This is a genomic window from Micromonospora sp. NPDC005413, from assembly GCF_040606435.1.
Taxonomy (GTDB): domain Bacteria; phylum Actinomycetota; class Actinomycetes; order Mycobacteriales; family Micromonosporaceae; genus Micromonospora.
Genome location: NZ_JBEXEV010000002.1, coordinates 458,963 through 475,071, shown reverse-complemented (window position 1 = coordinate 475,071; position 16,109 = coordinate 458,963). Strand labels below are relative to the sequence as shown.

12 protein-coding genes are annotated in these 16,109 nt (G+C 72.4%); 5 read left to right on the top strand and 7 right to left on the bottom strand.

Annotation, left to right across the window (positions count from 1 at the left end):
* Positions 1-36: 36 nt before the first annotated feature.
* Positions 37-1,551 (bottom strand): glycosyltransferase family 2 protein, encoded by a 1,515-nt coding sequence (locus ABZS37_RS05015; RefSeq protein ID WP_355165907.1) that lies wholly within the window; start codon positions 1,549-1,551, stop codon positions 37-39.
* A 243-nt stretch (positions 1,552-1,794) separates the two neighbouring features.
* Between ABZS37_RS05015 and ABZS37_RS05010 the strand changes: the two genes are divergently transcribed.
* From ABZS37_RS05010 to ABZS37_RS04990, 5 genes are all read left to right on the top strand, one after another.
* Positions 1,795-2,709, top strand: a complete 915-nt coding sequence (locus ABZS37_RS05010; protein WP_354995136.1) for an ABC transporter ATP-binding protein — start codon at positions 1,795-1,797, stop codon at positions 2,707-2,709.
* On the top strand, positions 2,702-3,607 hold the full coding sequence (locus tag ABZS37_RS05005) for an ABC transporter permease subunit (RefSeq protein WP_355165645.1): 906 nt from the start codon (positions 2,702-2,704) through the stop codon (positions 3,605-3,607). Before ABZS37_RS05010 ends, ABZS37_RS05005 begins: the two co-directional genes overlap by 8 nt.
* Positions 3,607-4,518 (top strand): ABC transporter ATP-binding protein, encoded by a 912-nt coding sequence (locus tag ABZS37_RS05000; protein ID WP_354995138.1) that lies wholly within the window; start codon positions 3,607-3,609, stop codon positions 4,516-4,518. The genes ABZS37_RS05005 and ABZS37_RS05000 overlap by 1 nt, the downstream gene beginning before the upstream one ends.
* Before the next feature lie 2 nt (positions 4,519-4,520).
* Positions 4,521-5,231: an ABC transporter permease subunit gene (locus ABZS37_RS04995; protein ID WP_355165643.1), complete on the top strand. Its 711-nt coding sequence runs from the start codon at positions 4,521-4,523 to the stop codon at positions 5,229-5,231.
* Positions 5,232-5,324: 93 nt separating this feature from the next.
* A complete protein-coding gene (locus ABZS37_RS04990; protein WP_354995140.1) occupies positions 5,325-5,969 on the top strand; it encodes a hypothetical protein in 645 nt (214 codons plus the stop codon).
* Positions 5,970-6,047: 78 nt separating this feature from the next.
* On the opposite strand, the gene valS is transcribed toward ABZS37_RS04990, so the two are convergent.
* The 6 genes from valS to ABZS37_RS04960 all read right to left on the bottom strand — a co-directional run bounded on the left by valS (position 6,048) and on the right by ABZS37_RS04960 (position 16,017).
* Positions 6,048-8,612, bottom strand: coding sequence for a valine--tRNA ligase (gene valS / locus ABZS37_RS04985; protein WP_355165641.1), 2,565 nt, complete (start codon positions 8,610-8,612; stop codon positions 6,048-6,050).
* Between the two features lie 93 nt (positions 8,613-8,705).
* The gene (locus tag ABZS37_RS04980) at positions 8,706-10,586 is read right to left on the bottom strand and encodes an ABC transporter ATP-binding protein (protein ID WP_355165639.1); all 1,881 of its coding nucleotides are present in this window, start codon (positions 10,584-10,586) and stop codon (positions 8,706-8,708) included.
* Complete coding sequence (locus tag ABZS37_RS04975; RefSeq protein ID WP_355165637.1) at positions 10,583-12,439, bottom strand: ABC transporter ATP-binding protein; 1,857 nt, start codon at positions 12,437-12,439, stop codon at positions 10,583-10,585. The genes ABZS37_RS04980 and ABZS37_RS04975 overlap by 4 nt, the downstream gene beginning before the upstream one ends.
* A gap of 37 nt (positions 12,440-12,476) precedes the next feature.
* Positions 12,477-12,986, bottom strand: a complete 510-nt coding sequence (locus tag ABZS37_RS04970; RefSeq protein WP_355165635.1) for a methylated-DNA--[protein]-cysteine S-methyltransferase — start codon at positions 12,984-12,986, stop codon at positions 12,477-12,479.
* On the bottom strand, positions 12,983-14,497 hold the full coding sequence (locus tag ABZS37_RS04965) for an AlkA N-terminal domain-containing protein (protein WP_355165633.1): 1,515 nt from the start codon (positions 14,495-14,497) through the stop codon (positions 12,983-12,985). Before ABZS37_RS04965 ends, ABZS37_RS04970 begins: the two co-directional genes overlap by 4 nt.
* Before the next feature lie 86 nt (positions 14,498-14,583).
* Entirely contained in the window at positions 14,584-16,017 is a 1,434-nt protein-coding gene (locus ABZS37_RS04960) for an FAD-dependent oxidoreductase (RefSeq protein WP_355165631.1), read from the bottom strand.
* Between the last annotated feature and the right edge of the window lie 92 nt (positions 16,018-16,109).

The window sequence follows — 16,109 nt, the reverse complement described above, 5'->3', positions numbered from 1 at the left end:
GGTCGAGGGCGCCACTCCACGACCCGGGCGGGCGGATCAGCGCCGGATCCGCCGGCCCACCGCCGACCGCACCCGGTTCCATACCTTCCGCTCGTCGCGGATCCGGGGCCGCGAGCCGTCGGCCCGGCAGATGAACACCAGCGGCAGCCGCGCGTCCTCGGTCCAACCCGCGTTGGTGATCCGGGCCTTGAGCAGCCAGCTACCCCTGGTCCGGCCGCCGTTGAGGGCGCCGAAGTCAATCGTGGTGGTGGCCCGGTGCACCAGGTGGACGGTGTCCGCTCCGGTCGTTCCGGTGATCCGCTCGGTCTGGAAGGTCACCGGGAGGAAGATCTCGTCGCCGGTCTCCCGGCGGCGGGCGACCATGTCCAGGCGGGCCTTGCGGACCTGCGCGGTGGAGTCGAGCACCTCGGGGTCGATCTCTTCCATCGGGAGCACCAACACGTCCCGGCCGTCGTCGGCGCGGAAGCCGACCGGCTGGTCCGCGGAGCGCAGCTCGGCGGCGACAGTCACGGTGACGGCGCGGTCGGAGCGCTGGAGTTCGTCGATCGTGCCGTGCGCGGCGATGCCCGCCTCCCAGCGGGCCAGCCGGCGCAGGTCGGCGACACGGCCCCGCTCGGCCAGGTACGCCACGGCCCGAAGCAGGGGCGGCAGGCCAGCGGCGACGCCAGGGGCGAACCGGTCCTGGATGACCTTCTGGGTCTCCAGCGCGACCTGCTCCAGCCAGCCCTCGGGGGCGTCCAGCAGCCGCTTGCCGCGTAGTCGGCTGAGCATCTCGTTGCGCAGCCACCGCCGGTGCAGCCGGTCCCGCAGCGGACCCGGCTCGGTGTTGGCGTCGACGATGTCCAGCGCATCCCGCACGCTGGCGAAGTAGCTCGACGGGTCCAGTTGGGCCGCCGTGATGTTGCTGGCGCCGCTCCGCTGGACGTGGTGGTAGCAGGTGTAGTCGGACAGCACGGAGGTCCGTCGGGACAGGAAGTAGGCCCGCACGACCATCGAGTGGTCCTCCAGCCGACGCTTGCCACCCTCCGGGAACCGCAGATCGTGCTCGTTGAGGAACGACCGCCGGAACAGCTTGTGGCAGGTCAGGCTGTCGATCAGCGGGGAGTTCTCCAGGGTGGCGGCGAAGCGGTTCTTCCGGAACAGCTCGCGCGGCACGGAGCGCCCGTGGCCGGCCATCTTTCCGACCACGATGTCGGCGTCGTGCGTCTTCGCGCAGGCGTGGAGCCGCTCCAACGCCTCGTCGGCGAACCAGTCGTCGTCGTCGGCGAAGAAGACGTACTCGCCGCGGGCGTGCTCGATGCCCAGGTTGCGCGGGCGCGACGGCCAGCCGGAGTTCTCGATGTGCCGCACCCTGATGTGTGGGTGCTCGGCGGCCAGCCGGTCCAGTCGTCTGGCCGTGTCATCGGTCGACCCGTCGTCGACGAAGATCACTTCGAACTCGTCGGCGGGTAGTGACTGGCGCAGCAGCGAGGCGGCAAGCTTGTCGATGTGCGGGCCGCAGTTGTATGCCGGCACCACGACGCTCACCTTAGGGACGCCCACTTCGGCCATCACGATCCCTCCCGCGCGTCGTCAGTCGTTCACCTGCCGGACTGCTGCCTGGTGAACGGGAGATGAATGGTGTCACCCCGGACGGGCCTTTCCAGTGGCGGGGTGGGGCCGACCGCCGGACCGGCCAAAACGTCTCGACCACCCCCGGCGGCGGACCTTAGGGGTCCGCTGCGGCAAGGATCAGGGGAGCGCCGGGGGCGCGCCGGTGTCCGTGGTGGGCATCGACTCCCTACGCTGGGCAGCGTGACACTGATCGCGACCCAGTCGCTCACCAAGACGTACGGAGGTCGGGTTACCGCGCTCGCCGACCTCACCGTCGCCGTCGAGCCCGGGATCATCGGCCTGGTGGGCGCGAACGGCGCCGGCAAATCCACGTTGATCAAGATTCTGCTCGGCCTGATCGCCCCGACCAGCGGTCAGGTCTCGGTGCTCGGCATCGACCCGACCGCCGACCCGGCGGCGGTCCGCGCCCGGGTCGGCTACATGCCCGAGCACGACTGCCTCCCGCCGGACCTGTCCGCCGCCGAGCTGGTCACCCACCTCGGCCGGATGAGCGGCCTGCCCCGCACCGCCGCTCGCGAGCGCGCCTCCGAGGCACTGCGGCACGTGGGGCTCTACGAGGAGCGTTACCGCCCGGTCGGCGGCTACTCCACCGGTATGAAGCAGCGGGTCAAGCTGGCCCAGGCGCTGGTGCACGACCCCGACCTGCTGCTGCTCGACGAGCCGACCAACGGCCTGGACCCGGCCGGCCGCGACGCCATGCTGGCCCTGGTGCACCGTATCGGCACCGAGTTCGGCATCTCCGTGCTGGTCTGCTCGCACCTGCTCGGCGAGGTGGAGCGGATCTGCGACACGCTGATCGCCATCGACGGCGGCCGGTTGCTGCGCGCCGACCACATCTCCGCGATGACCACGGCCACCGACGTGCTCGCCGTGGAGGTCAGTGAGGGCACCGAGGAGCTTGCCGCCCGGCTCGCCGAGCTGAAGCTGACGGTGGCGCGGGACGGGCGACTGCTACTCGTACCTCTCGCCGACGACGGCACCTACGACCTGATCCTCGGCGCGGTCGCCGAACTGGACCTGCCACTGCACCGACTGGACCAGCGCCGGCACCGGGTGGCCGAACTCTTCGCCACGAGGGAGCTCACTCATGCCTGAGCCGTCTTCCGCCGCCGTGCGGTCCACGCCCACCGGCGTCATCCACGACATCGGCTACCAGCGTTACGAGGGCCCGAGGCTGGGCCGGCGGCACGTCTTCGGCGCGCTCTACGTGCACGGGCTGCGCACCACGTTCGGCTTCGGGCGCAGCGCCAAGGCCAAGATCTTCCCGTGGCTGGTGGTCGGCATCGTCACCCTGGTCGCGGTGGCCCTGACAGCGGTACGCAGCCAGATCGGCGAGCCGGTCGCCACGTACGCCCAGTTCGCCGACTCGATGAGCTGGCTGGTCATCTTCTTCGTCGCGGTGGCCGCACCCGAGCTGGTCTCCCGGGACCTGCGCAGCGGTGTGCTGCCGCTGTATTTCTCCCGGCCCCTGCCGCGCTCTGACTACGCGCTGGCCAAGCTCCTGGCGCTGGTCACGGCGCTCTGGCTGCTGCTCGGTGGGCCGCAGCTGGTGATGTTCCTGGGTGCCGCGTTCACCACCAAGGAGGGCATGCGCGGGGTGTGGAACGAGCTGCTCGACCTGCTGCCCGGGCTGCTCTACGCCGGGCTGTGGGCGGTGGTCTTCGCCTCGGTCGGCCTGCTGGTCGCCTCGCTGACCGGCAAGCGCGCCTTCGCCGCCGGTGGCGTGGTCGCGGTCTTCCTGATGACCACCCCGATCGTCGGTGTGCTGAGCATCCTGCCGTCGCAGACGGCCAACGAGCTGGCCGGGCTTGCCTCGCCCTCCACGCTGGTGCAGGGGGTGGGCATCTGGTCGCTGGGTGACCTGCTGGTCGAGGGCGATCCGGGCGAGATGATGATCGGCAGGTTCGGCCCGGTCTACGCCCTGGCCGCGGTGCTGCTGGTCGCCGGCGCGACCGCCCTCCTGCTGGCCCGCTACCGGAAGGTCGCCTCCTGATGAGCACGCTGAGCCTGACCGGGGTGTCCCGGTGGTATGGCAACGTGGTCGCGGTCAACGACATCAGCATGACCCTCGGGCCGGGGGTGACCGGGCTGCTCGGCCCGAACGGCGCCGGCAAGACCACGCTGCTGCACATGATGGCCGGGTTCCTCTCCCCGTCACGGGGCACGGTGACCCTCGACGACGAGCCGACCTGGCGCAACCCCGGCGTCTACCGACGTCTGGGGTTGGTCAGCGAGCGGGAGGCGGTGCAGGGCTTCCTCACCGCGTACGAGTTCGTGCTGGCCAGCGCGAAGCTGCACCGGCTGGCCGACCCGGCGGCGGCGGCCCGGCGGGCCATCGACCTGGTGGAGCTGGAGTCGGCGCAGGACCGCCGGATCGGCACGTACTCCAAGGGCATGCGGCAACGGGCAAGAGTGGCCGCCGCGCTGGTGCACGACCCGCAGGTGCTGCTGCTCGACGAGCCGTTCAACGGAATGGACCCGCGCCAGCGGCTGCACATGATGCAGTTGCTGCACACCCTGGGCGACGCGGGCCGGACGATCCTGTTCAGCTCGCACATCCTGGAGGAGGTCGAGCAGGTCTCCGGGACGGTGCAGGTGATGGTGGCCGGCCGACTGGCGGCCTCCGGCGACTTCCGGACCATCCGCCGGTTGATGACCAACCGCCCGCACGTCTTCGCGGTGCGTTCCACCGACGACCGGGCGTTGGCTGTCGCGCTGATCGCCGAGCCGTCGGTGAGTGGGGTCGAGTTGGACCCCACGGGCCTGACCGTGCGTGCCGGTGACTACGGCGCCTTCACCCGGGCGCTACCCCGGATCGCGCTCAATCAAGGCATCCGGGTGCGCCAACTGGTGCCGTCCGACGAGTCCCTGGAGAGCGTCTTCTCCTACCTGGTGGAGGCATAGAGATGTCGACCATTACCTGGATCACCGCGCGCGGGCTGTTCGGCCGCCGTCGGTTCCTGCTGCTGCTCCCGCTGCCGTTGGTGCTGCTCGGGCTGGCCGTGCTCTGCCGCTCGCTGGGGGTGGACCCGGGCCAGTGGGGGCCGCCGGTGCTGGTCGGCCTCGGGTTGGCCGTGGTGCTGCCGGTGGTGGCGCTGATCATCGGCACCGGCGTGCTCGGCGCCGAGATCGACGACGGCACGGTCGTGCACATCCTGACCAAGCCGCTGCCGCGCTGGCAGATCGTGCTGCCGAAGCTCGCGGTGGCCGCCGGGGTCACCGCGGTCACCGTGGCGGTGCCGCTCTACGTCGCGGGCGTGCTGGCCGCTTCGGTACGCCTCGGCCTGGCGCTGGCCGTCGCGGCGACGCTCGGTGCGCTGGCGTACTCGGCACTGTTCCTCGCGCTCAGCCTGGTCACCCGGAGGCCGGTGCTGCTCGGCCTGGTCTACGTGCTGATCTGGGAAGGGCTGCTGGGCAACTTCGTCAGCGGCACGAAGGTGCTCTCCATCCAGCAGTACGTGATCGCCCTCGCCGATCAGCTCGCCCCCAGCGGGCTGCTGGAGACCACCGTGTCGGTGCCCGTGGCGTCGGTGATGACCGCGCTGGTCAGCGTCGGCTTCACCGTGCTGGCCATCGACCGCCTGCGCTCGTTCAGCGTGGCCGGCGAGACGAGCTGAGACCGGTGCGAGGCGGTGTTCCGGCCAGCCACCGTACGGCGGTAGGGCTGGCCGGATGTACCGGCGGGGGCGGTACCGGCCAGGCTGGTGGGCGTGAGCGTCGAAGCGGAGCGGACGTCGTTGGCTGAGCCGTACTCCCGGAGCAGCCGGCCGTGGCTGACCAGCCTGGCGGTCGCCGGGCTGGCCTGCGCCACGGTCGCCACGGCCGCTCAGGGCACCGGCCAGTTCCACTGGTGGGCCGTGTTCATCCTGATCCCGGCCGCGTTGATCGCTGCCAGCGGCGGGCCGTTGCTGGCCCGGGGCGGTGGCCGGGCCTTCGCCGGGTACATGCTCGCCTGCGTCGGCACCCTGGTGTTCGCGGTGGGCGCGCTGCTGATGTTCGGCGTGATGGGGCGGGGTTGGCCGCTGATGGTGGTGCTGCCCTGCCTGGCGGTCGCCGGCACCTACGGCTGGCGGGCGGCCCACCCGCTGGCCCGCGGCCTGCACCGGGCGGTGGCCCTGCTCGCGCTGACCGGCGCGCTGCTCGGCCTGACCCTGCAACTGATCCGGGTGACTCTGATCCACCTGGAGACCGGTTGGTGGGGCGGGTTCCTGATGCTGGCCGGGGCCATCGTGCTGGGCAACGCGGGGGAGCTGACCCGGCACCGGATGCCGTACCGCCTCCAGGCGATCACCCTGCTGGTGGGGCCAGCCGTGATCGCGTTCCTGCTCGGGCTGCGCTTCCTGCGCGGCTGGTGACGGCCCGTCCGTCGCCGCCCCGGCGGGGTGGGCGGCGGCGGACGCAGCCGCTCCGGCGGAACAGGCGGCGGACGCAGCTCAGAAGGCGCAGGCGATGACGAGCTCCGGGGTGCGGTCGGGGAGCAGGTCGAGCTTGCCGATCCGGCCGGCCGCACGCAGGTCGTCGGCGACCAGGGTGAGCTGTTCCAGTAGCGCCGCCGGGCCGAGCGCCTCGGCCAGCGGCACCTCCGCCTTCATCGACAGCTTCCGCTCCGACTTGGCCCGCCGGACCTGGCTCAACGCGTCACCCGCGAGCCGCAGCAGCGTCGGCTCAGCCGTCCCCTCGATGGAACGGGCCACCTCGTGGGTGGTGGGCCACGGCGCGCGGTGCACCGAGCCGTACCGCCACCACGACCAGACCTCCTCGGTCACGTACGGCAGCACCGGGGCGAACAGCCGCAGCTGCACCGACAGCGCTGAGGCCAGCGCGGCCCGCGCCGAGTCGGCGGCCGCTCCAGTGCCGTACGCCCGTTCCTTGACCAGCTCGATGTAGTCGTCGCAGAACCGCCAGAAGAACGCCTCGGTCGCCTGCAACGCCGCCGTGTGGTCGTACGCGTCGAAGGCGGTGCTCGCGGCGGTGACCACGGTGGCCAACTCGGCGAGCATGGCCCGGTCCAGTGGTGCGGTCGCCGGCGAGCGCAGCGCGTCCGCCGCGCCCAGCCCGAGCGCGAACTTGGACGCGTTGAGCAGCTTCGTCGCCAGCCGTCGGCCGACCTTGATCTGCGCCGGGTCGAAGGCCAGGTCCATGCCGGGCTTGCCGCTGGCCGCCCAGTAGCGCACCGCGTCCGAGCCGTGCTGCTCCAACAGCGCCAGCGGGGTGACCACGTTGCCCTTGGACTTGGCCATCTTCTTGCGGTCCGGGTCGAGGATCCAGCCCGAGAGCACGGTGTCCCGCCAGGGCAGCACCCCGTGCTCAAGGTGCGAACGGACCACGCTGTCGAAGAGCCAGGTCCGGATGATCTCCTGCCCCTGCGGGCGGAGGTCCATCGGGAAGATCCGGGCGAACAGGTCCGGGTCGGTCTCCCAGCCGCCGACGATCTGCGGGGTCAACGACGAGGTGGCCCAGGTGTCCAGCACGTCCGGGTCACCGATGAAGCCGCCCGGTTGGCCGCGCTGCGACTCGTCGTAGCCGGGTGCCGGGTCGCTGGATGGATCGACCGGCAACGCGGACTCGTCCGGCGTGAGAGGGTGGGACCAGTCCGGCTCGCCAGTGTTGTCGAGCCGGTACCACACCGGCACCGGCACCCCGAAGAAGCGTTGGCGACTGACCAACCAGTCCCCGGTCAGCCCGCCCACCCAGTGGTCGTAGCGGTGCTTCATGTGCGCCGGCACCCAGTGCAGCTCTGCGCCCCGGGCCAGCAGCGTCGCCCGCAGCGCGTCGTCCCGGCCGCCGTTGCGCAGATACCACTGTCGGGTCGAGACGATCTCCAGTGGCCGGTCGCCGCGTTCGTAGAACTTGACCGGGTGGGTGATCGGGCGCGGCTCGCCGATCAGGTCACCCGCGTCGGCCAACATCCCGACGATCTCCCGGCGGGCGCCGTTGACGGTCTGCCCGGCCAGCGCCGCGTACGGCTGCGCCGGCACCCCGGCCGGCGGCTCGGGGAGCAGCCGACCGTCCCGGCCGATCACCACCCGCGTCGCCAGCCCCAGCTCACGCCACCAGGTCACGTCGGTCAGGTCACCGAACGTGCAGACCATCGCGACGCCGGTGCCCTTGCCCGGGTCGGCGAGCGGGTGGGCGTGCACCGGCACCTCGACGTTGAACAACGGGCTGCGCACCGTGCCGCCCACCAGGTCGGCGTACCGCTCGTCGTCGGGGTGGCAGACCAGCGCCACACAGGCCGGCAACAGCTCGGGCCGGGTGGTGTCGATGAGCACCTCGCGCCCGTCGGACGCGATGAACCGCAGCCGGTGGTAGGCGCCGGGGCGCTCCCGGTCCTCCAACTCCGCCTGGGCGACCGCGGTCGCGAAGCCGACGTCCCAGAGCGTCGGTGCCTCCGACTGGTACGCCTCGCCGCGGAGCAGGTTGCGCACGAATGCCCGCTGGCTGGTGGCCCGGGCGATCCGGCCGATCGTCGTGTACGTCAAGGACCAGTCCACCGAGAGCCCGAGCCGCCGCCACAGCGCCTCGAAGGCCTGCTCGTCGGTGACCGTCAGTCGTTCGCACAGCTCGATGAAGTTTCGCCGGGAGATCGGGGTGGGGTCGCGGCGGGCCGCGTCGTCGACCGGGGCCGCCGGTGGCCGCCACACCGGGTCGTACGGCAGCGCCGGGTCGCAGCGCACCCCGTACACGTTCTGCACGCGACGCTCGGTGGGCAGGCCGTTGTCGTCCCAGCCCATCGGGTAGAAGACGGCCCTGCCGCGCATCCGCTGGTACCGGGCGACGGTGTCGGTGTGCGTGTACGAGAACACGTGCCCCATGTGCAACTCGCCCGATACGGTCGGCGGCGGGGTGTCGATGGAGTACACGTCGACCCGCTCCTTGCTCCGGTCGAACGCGTACGTGCCCTCCCCCTGCCAGCGGCGTGCCCAGCTCTCCTCGAGCCCGTCCAGGGTCGGACGCTCGGGAACGCCGGCGCGGGCCGTCCTCGCCGTATCGGTCATCCTGCGATCGTAGGCACCTCCCGGGTGCGGAGCCACGTAGTTGCTGCCGAACACACCGGCCAGCGGGAACGGCCACCGCCCGGGGCCACGCTGCTAGATCAGCGAGTCGCGCCACTGCCGGTGCAGGGCCGCGTACCGGCCGTCGGCCTCGGCCAGCACGGCGGGTGGACCGTCCTCGACGACCTGCCCGCCGTCGAGGACGAGCACCCGGTCGGCGGTCTCCACGGTGGAGAGTCGGTGCGCGATCACGACGGCGGTCCTGTCGCGCAGGATGGTGCCGAGTGCCCGCTGCACCAGCCGTTCGGTCGGCACGTCCAGCGACGACGTCGCCTCGTCCAGGATCAGCACGGTCGGGTCGGCCAGGAACGCCCGGGCGAACGCGACCAGTTGCCGCTGCCCGGCGGAGAGCCGGCCGCCGCGTCGGTGCACCTGGGTGGCGTACCCCTCGGGTAGGGCGGCGATGAAACTGTGCGCGCCGATTGCCCGCGCGGCGGCCTGGACGGCGGCGTCGTCGGCGTTCGGGCGGCCGAACCGGATGTTCTCGGCCACGGTCCCACTGAACAGATGGTTCTCCTGCGTCACCAACACCACGGCGCGGCGCAGGTCGGCGTCGCTCACGTCGCGCAGGTCGACCCCGTCCAGTCGGACCGTGCCGGTGTCCGGGTCGTGGAACCGGGCGACCAGCTTGGCGATGGTCGACTTGCCCGCACCGGTCGGGCCGATCAGCGCCACGGTCTGTCCGGCTGGCACGGTCAGCTCCAGCCCGGCGAGGATCGGGGTGTCCGGGCGGTATCCGAAGGAGACCGCCCGGAAGGTCAACTCGCCGTGACCGGGGCCGGTCGGCAGCGGTGTGGGTCGGGTCGGCTCGACGACGGCGGGCCGCTCGTCGAGCACCCCGGCCAGCTTCTCCAAGGCGGCGGTGGCCGACTGCAGCGAGTTGTAGAACTGGCTCAGCTCCTGCATGGGCTCGAAGAAGCGGCGCAGGTAGAGCAGGAACGCGGCGAGCACACCGACCTCGGTCCGTCCGTCGAGCACCCGCCAGCCGCCGTAGCAGAGCACCACCGCCACCGTGACGTTGCCGATCAGCTTGATCGCGGGCGAGTACGTGGCGATCAGCCGGAACGCGTGCAGGCTGGTTCGTCGGTAGTCGTCGCCGAGCGCCACGAAGATCCGTTGGTTGCGCGGCTCCCGACGGAACGCCTGCACCGCCCGGATGCCCCGCATCGACTCGACGAAGTGCACGATGACCAGCGCGACCGCGTCCCGGGTTCGGCGGTACGCGCTGGCCGACGACCGGGCGAACCAGCGGGAGAGCCCGAACAGGAACGGGAAGGCGAACAGCGTCACGGCAGCCAGCGGCAGGTCCAACCAGAGCAGGATGGCGGCCACCGACACGATCGACAGCCCGGCCAGCACCAGGCTGTCGATCCCGCCGTCGGCCAGTTCGGCGATCGAGTCCAGGTCACTGGTGAGCCGGGACACCATCCGGCCGGAGGTGTACCGCTCGTGGAAACCCACGGACAGTCGCAGGAAGTGCCCGAACACCCGCTGCCGCAGATCCAGCAGGACGGCCTGGCCGATCCGGGCGGAGAGTGTGAGGAACCCGCGGCGGGCCGCGTACTCGGTCACCGAGGCGGCCGCGAACGCCCCGGCGACGGCGACCAGCGGGCCAGGGTCGCCGGCGCGCAGCGGCGGGACGGCCCGGTCGATGCCGATCATGACCAGGTACGGGCCGGCCATCGCGGCGGCGTTCTGGGCCAGCAGCAGACCGACTGCGGCGGTGAGTCGTCTCCGGTGCGGGCGGAGCAGGTTGGCCAGCAGGGCCCGGCTGAGCTGCCGCAGCCGGGCCACCGCCTCGGGTGCGGTGTCCTCGGCTCGGCTCCGGTCGGCCTCCGGGTCGGTGGCGGTTCCGCGCCAGCGGGTGAGCTCCGGCTCCTCCTCGGGCGGTGGGTCGGCCTGCTTCGGCACCGTCACGAGTGCACCAGCCCCCACCCGTCCGAAGGGGACGGCCTCGGCCCGGCGGCTCCGGCTGGCGGGGGGTGCCCGGCGGGTGGCTCAGCGGCGAGCAGCGCCCGGTACGCCGGCACGGTGGCCAGCAGCTCGGAGTGCCGGCCGATCGCGGTGATCCGCCCGTCTTCGAGCAGGGCGACCCGGTCGGCCAGCGCTATCGTCGACGGCCGGTGCACCACCAGCAGCGCGGTGCTGTTGCGCAGGACCCGCCGTAGCGCCGCCTCGACCAGCGCCTCGGTGTGCACGTCGAGAGCCGAGAGCGGGTCGTCCAGCACCAGCACCGCCGGTCGGCCGAGCACGGCCCGGGCCAACGCGAGCCGCTGCCGTTGCCCGCCGGAGAGGGACAACCCCTGCTCACCCACCCGTGTGGCCAACCCCCACGGCAGGTCGTACGCGAAATCGGCCTGGGCCAGCGCGAGGGCCGCGCGGACGTCGTCGTCGCCGGCGTCCGGGCGGCCCAGGGTGAGGTTCTCCCGCACCGACATGGAGAAGAGCGTGGGTTCCTCGAACGCCACCCCGACCAGTCGGCGCAGTGACGCCAGCCGCAGCTCGCGCAGGTCGTGCCCGTCCAGGGTGATCCGGCCGGCGGTCACCTCGTGCAGCCGGGGCACCAGCGAGAGCAGCGTGCTCTTGCCGGAGCCGGTGGCACCGACCAGGGCCAGCGTCTCGCCCGGCTCGATGGTCAGGTCGATCTCGCGCAGCACCGGTGTGGTGGCGCCCGGGTAGCTGAACGCGACCCGCTCGAAGCGGAGCCGACCGTGGACCGCGTCGCGGGGCAGCGCGAGCGCGCCCGGCACGTCCACGATCTGGGGTGGGGTGTCCAGCACCTCCTGGATCCGGTCGGCGGCGGTGGCGGCCTCCTGACCGTTGGCGATGATCCAGCCCAGCGACTGCACCGGCCAGATGAGCATCAGTTGGAGGCTGACGAACGCGACCAGTTCGCCGATGGTGAGCGTGCCCTCCGCGGCGGAGGCCGCCCCGGCCACCAGCACCACGCCCAGGGTCACGTTGGGCACCAGGTCGAGCAGCGCCGAGGTGTTGGCCAGCAGCCGCCCCTTGCTGACGCCCGTGTCGTGCAGCCTCCGGGCTCCACCGGCGAAGCGGGCGGCCAGTTCGGGCCCCCGGCCGTACGCCTTCATGGTGCGCAGGCCCTGCGCGGTCTCCTCGACCAGGGTCGCCACGTCGCCCTGCTGGTCCTGCATCCGCCGGGACGCGGCATGGTAGTGCCGCCCGAACCGGCGGCTGATCAGCAGCAGCGGCACCGCGCTGGCCGCGACCAGCACCCCGAGTGCCGGGTGCAGGTCGATCAGCAGCGCGACCACGACCACGTAGGTGGTCAGGTTGAGCACCAGGAAGAACACGCCGAAGGAGAGGAACCGGCGGATCACCGACAGGTCGCTGGTGATCCGGGAGAGCAACTGGCCGGACTGCCAGCGGTCGTGGAAGCTCGTCGGCAACCGTTGCAGGTGGGCGTAGACGTCGGCGCGCAGCGCCGCCTCCATGCCCACCGCCGAGGAGGACTGCACCCATCTCCGGATGAAGATGAGGACCGCCTCGACCACACCGAGCAGCAACGCCAGGCCGCCGAGCTGGAGCAGCCCGCGAGGTTCGTGTCGGGCCACCGGCCCGTCCACCACCCGTTGCACGACCAGCGGCACGGCGATCCCGGCCGCCGTTCCGGCGAGCCCCGCGACGAGCAGCCAGGCGAACTCGGCGGCGTACGGGCGCAGGTAGGGGCGCAGCCGCCAGAGGTTGTGCACGGGGTGGGGGCCCACAGCGGCCCGGTCAGCCGGGTCGCCGTCGCTCTCCACAGGCACTATCCGACGGTAGCGTCAATAGGTGTCGATGCCCCTGTCAGGTTGTTGTCACGCGTTGCTCATGACCGAGAAGCCACCTCTTCACGTCCAGCCCCCAGCGGTAGCCACCGAGGGTGCCGTCGGTGCGAAGGACCCGGTGGCAGGGCACGAACAGTGCCGCCGCGTTGCGGGCGCAGGCAGCCGCCGCGGCCCGCACCGCCGGTGGTCGGCCGGCCAGCGCCGCGTACCCGGTGTAGGTGACCGGGGTGCCCGGCGGCACCTCGCGCAGCACCTGCCAGGCGTGCGCCATGAATTCACCGCCGGTGAGCTGACGGACCGGCACCGCGTCGATGGCGGTGAGGTCACCGTCCAGGTAGGACCGGACCGCCGTGCTGACCGGGCCGAGGTCGGCCCGCTGCCGCAGCGTCGCCCGCAGGGTCGGGTGGACCAGGGGCAGCAGCGCCGTCGGGTCCGGGGTGAAGCCGGCCGCCCGTACGTCGCCGTCCGGGCCGGCGAGGATGCTCAACGGGCCGGTGGGTGTGCTCAGGACGGTGCTGTCGATGTTCATGCCGCTCTCCAGAGTCTGATCGTTGCGTATGACCGCCAGGGACGCCAGCGGTCGGCGTACCCGTCGAGGGTTGTCGGGGTGGCGGGCAGGCCGAGCGCGGCGGCGCCGCGTCGGACCGCGAGGTCGGTGCTGAGCAGGACGTCCGGGTCGCCGAAGGCGCGCATGGCGAGGTAGTTGGCGGTCCACGGGCCGATGCCGGGCAGTGCCAGCAGCCGCCGCACGGTCTCCGCCCGATCGACACCCGCCGCGAAGTCCACGGACCCGTCAGCAACCGCCCGAGCCAGCCCCCGCAAGGTCTCCCGCCGCCCCACCGGCATCCCAAACCCAGAGTCCGGCACCCCCAACACCTCCTCAGCGCTCAAGAACCCCCGCAACCTCCCCAATTCCCCGGCCTCCCCAGGCCCCCCTTCGTCCTGTTGATCATGAAGTTGTTGTCGCGACACGCCGGTGCCGTTGGCAACAACTTCATGATCAACGCGGGCGGAGGTCAGGAGGCGGGTGAGGGTTGTTCGGGCGGAGGTGACCGAGATCTGCTGGCCGATGATGGCGCGGACGGCCAGCTCGAAGCCGTCCACCGCGCGGGGGATCCGGATGCCGGGTTCGGCGGCGACAGCCGGGGCGAGCGCCGGGTCGGCGGCGAGCGTGGCGTCGACGGCCGCCGGGTCCGCGTCCAGGTCGAGCAGCCGGCGGCAGCGTGCCACCGCCGGCGCCAGGTCACGCAGGTCGGCCAGCCGCAGCGTCGCCGCCACGTACCCGTCCGCCGGGGTCAGCGCCACCTGGCCGATGCCGTGTGGCAACCGCAAACCCCGGTGGTACGTCCCGTCGCGGACCTCCTCCACGCCGGGCAACGCCCGCGCCGCGAGGAAGTCCAGCAGCGCCTGGGCGTGCAGCGGCGGGCGGTACGCGAGCCGGAGCGCGATGGTCCCCGCCCCGGCCGGCGCCTGCTGGCGGCCACGGGCCGTCCGCAGGTCGGAGGGGGCACTCGCGTACACCTCGCGGAGCGTGTCGTTGAACTGCCGCACGCTGCCGAACCCGGCGGCGAACGCGATCTCGGCCATCCCGAGGTCGGTTGTCTCGATCAGGATCCGGGCGGTCTGTGCCCGCTGGGCCCGCGCCAGCGCGAGCGGCCCGGCGCCCATCTCGGCGCTCAGCATCCGGTGCAGGTGCCGCTCGGTGTAGCCCAGGCGGGAGGCCAGCCCCGGTACGCCGTCCCGGTCGACCACCCCGTCGGCGATCAGCCGGATCGCCCGGCCGACCACATCGGCGCGGACGTCCCACTGCGGTGAGCCGGGCGTGGCGTCCGGCCGGCAGCGGCGGCAGGCGCGCAGCCCGGCACCCTGTGCGGCAGCGGCGGACGGGAAGAACCGGACGTTCTGCCGCTTGGGTGTGGTCGCCGGGCAGGACGGCCGGCAGTAGATCCCGGTGGACGTCACGCCGGTGTAGAACCAGCCGTCGAACCGCTGGTCACGGCTGTCCACGGCCCGGTAACACCGCTCGAAGTCCATCTCCATGTCACCGATCATGCCCCGCACGACGGGCCTCCGGCTGGCGGGAATCGGACCTGGGCGTGCCGCCGGGTCAGCCGCTGGCCCGACGATCAGCGGCGGCGTCGGTGGGACTGCCCCGACCGCGCGGGCTGACCGGACCGAGAAGGTTGGCCGGACCGAGAAGGTTGGCCGGAACGGGCGGGCTGACCGGATCGGGAAGGCTGCCCGACTCGGGCGGTCAGCAGGGCCGACCGGAACACGCCGTCCGGGTCGTACCGCCGCCACAGCCGCCGTACCCGGGCCCCGGTCTCGCCCGGGTAGACCCGGTCGAACGCCGCCGGGTCCGGCCGGCTCTCGAAGTTGACGTAAGCGCCGTCGGCACGGGCGCCGGCGGCCCGCCAGGCGGCGTCCAGCGCCGCGCCACCCTGCGGTGGGAACACCGAGGCGATGACCATCGTGTCCTGATGCCGGTGCGGGTAGGCGGTCGCGTCGGGGGCGACATCGTTGACCGCGCCGCCCAGCGAACGGAGCTGGATCACCGCCCGCCCCGGCCCGGTCGCCGCCCGCGTCACCGCCCGCGCCCCGGCCTCGTCCAACCCGTTGAACAGGCCGTTGGTGGTCGTGCCCCGCTGCTGCCCAACGTTCGGGTGCAGGTGCGCGGTCGGCACCAGGGTCGGGTACGGCATCAGGTCGGTCCGATGTTCGAGGACCTTCCCGATGGCCAGCAGCGGCTCCACCACGGGCCGAACCCGACGCAAACTCTCGGCGGCGACCACGGCGGTGATCGACATGAGAGCCGACCGGCCCTCCGCGTACAGCATGGCGGCCGTGGACAGCTCCCGCGGGGCCTGCGCCAGGTAGGCCGCCCACTCCCGAACGGTCCGGCCATCCGGGTGCGCCTCGACGACCAGTTGTGCCACCCCGACGTTGCGCTGCTCGGTGGCCTCGATCTCGAACGCCACCACGATCCCCGCACCCGCGCCGGCACCCCGGACCAGCCAGAACAGCTCCGGCTCGTGCTCCGCGTCCGCGCGTACCTCCGTCCCGTCCGCGAGCACCACCTCCACCGCCCGAACACGGTCGATGGTGAGGCCGTAGGAGCGGACCAACCAGCCAACGCCGCCACCGGTGGCCAGGCCGCCGACGCCGACACCGCCGTGGTCACCCGAGCTGATCACCAGGCCGTACGGGGCCAGCGCCTTCGCGACATTCGCCCAGCGGGCACCCGCCTCTACCCGGACCAGCCCGGACCGCTCGTCGAGCACCTGCACCCGGTTGAGCAGCGACAGGTCGATGACCAGCCCGCCGTTATTGGACGATGCGCCGGAGAAGCCGTGGCCGCCGCTGCGGACGGCGATGGGCAGCCGCTGTTCCCGCGCGTAGCGGATCGCGGCGACCACCTGGGCGGTGGTCTTCGGCAGCAGGACGGCGGCCGGCGACGCCGTCGTGGTGTACGTCGAGCGGAGCTGCGCGTACCGGCGATCTCCGGGTGTGACGATCTGCCCGGTGAGTGACCCAGGCACCCGGGCCAGGGCGGCGCTCATCCCTGCCCCCGCAGCTTGCGCGTCGTCGGGTGTCCGTGGTTGGTCATGGCTCAAGAGTGGGTCGGCCGCGCCGACCTTGGCAAACCACACCC

Coding starts and splice junctions, on each gene's coding strand:
- ABZS37_RS04995 (WP_355165643.1), top strand. CDS start 4,521: ATGTCGACCATTACCTGGATCACCGCGCGCGGGCTGTTCGGCCGCCGT.
- ABZS37_RS04960 (WP_355165631.1), bottom strand. CDS start 16,017: ATGAGCGCCGCCCTGGCCCGGGTGCCTGGGTCACTCACCGGGCAGATC.
- ABZS37_RS04970 (WP_355165635.1), bottom strand. CDS start 12,986: ATGAACATCGACAGCACCGTCCTGAGCACACCCACCGGCCCGTTGAGC.
- valS (WP_355165641.1), bottom strand. CDS start 8,612: ATGACCGATACGGCGAGGACGGCCCGCGCCGGCGTTCCCGAGCGTCCG.
- ABZS37_RS05015 (WP_355165907.1), bottom strand. CDS start 1,551: ATGGCCGAAGTGGGCGTCCCTAAGGTGAGCGTCGTGGTGCCGGCATAC.
- ABZS37_RS05000 (WP_354995138.1), top strand. CDS start 3,607: ATGAGCACGCTGAGCCTGACCGGGGTGTCCCGGTGGTATGGCAACGTG.
- ABZS37_RS05005 (WP_355165645.1), top strand. CDS start 2,702: ATGCCTGAGCCGTCTTCCGCCGCCGTGCGGTCCACGCCCACCGGCGTC.
- ABZS37_RS04965 (WP_355165633.1), bottom strand. CDS start 14,497: ATGGAGATGGACTTCGAGCGGTGTTACCGGGCCGTGGACAGCCGTGAC.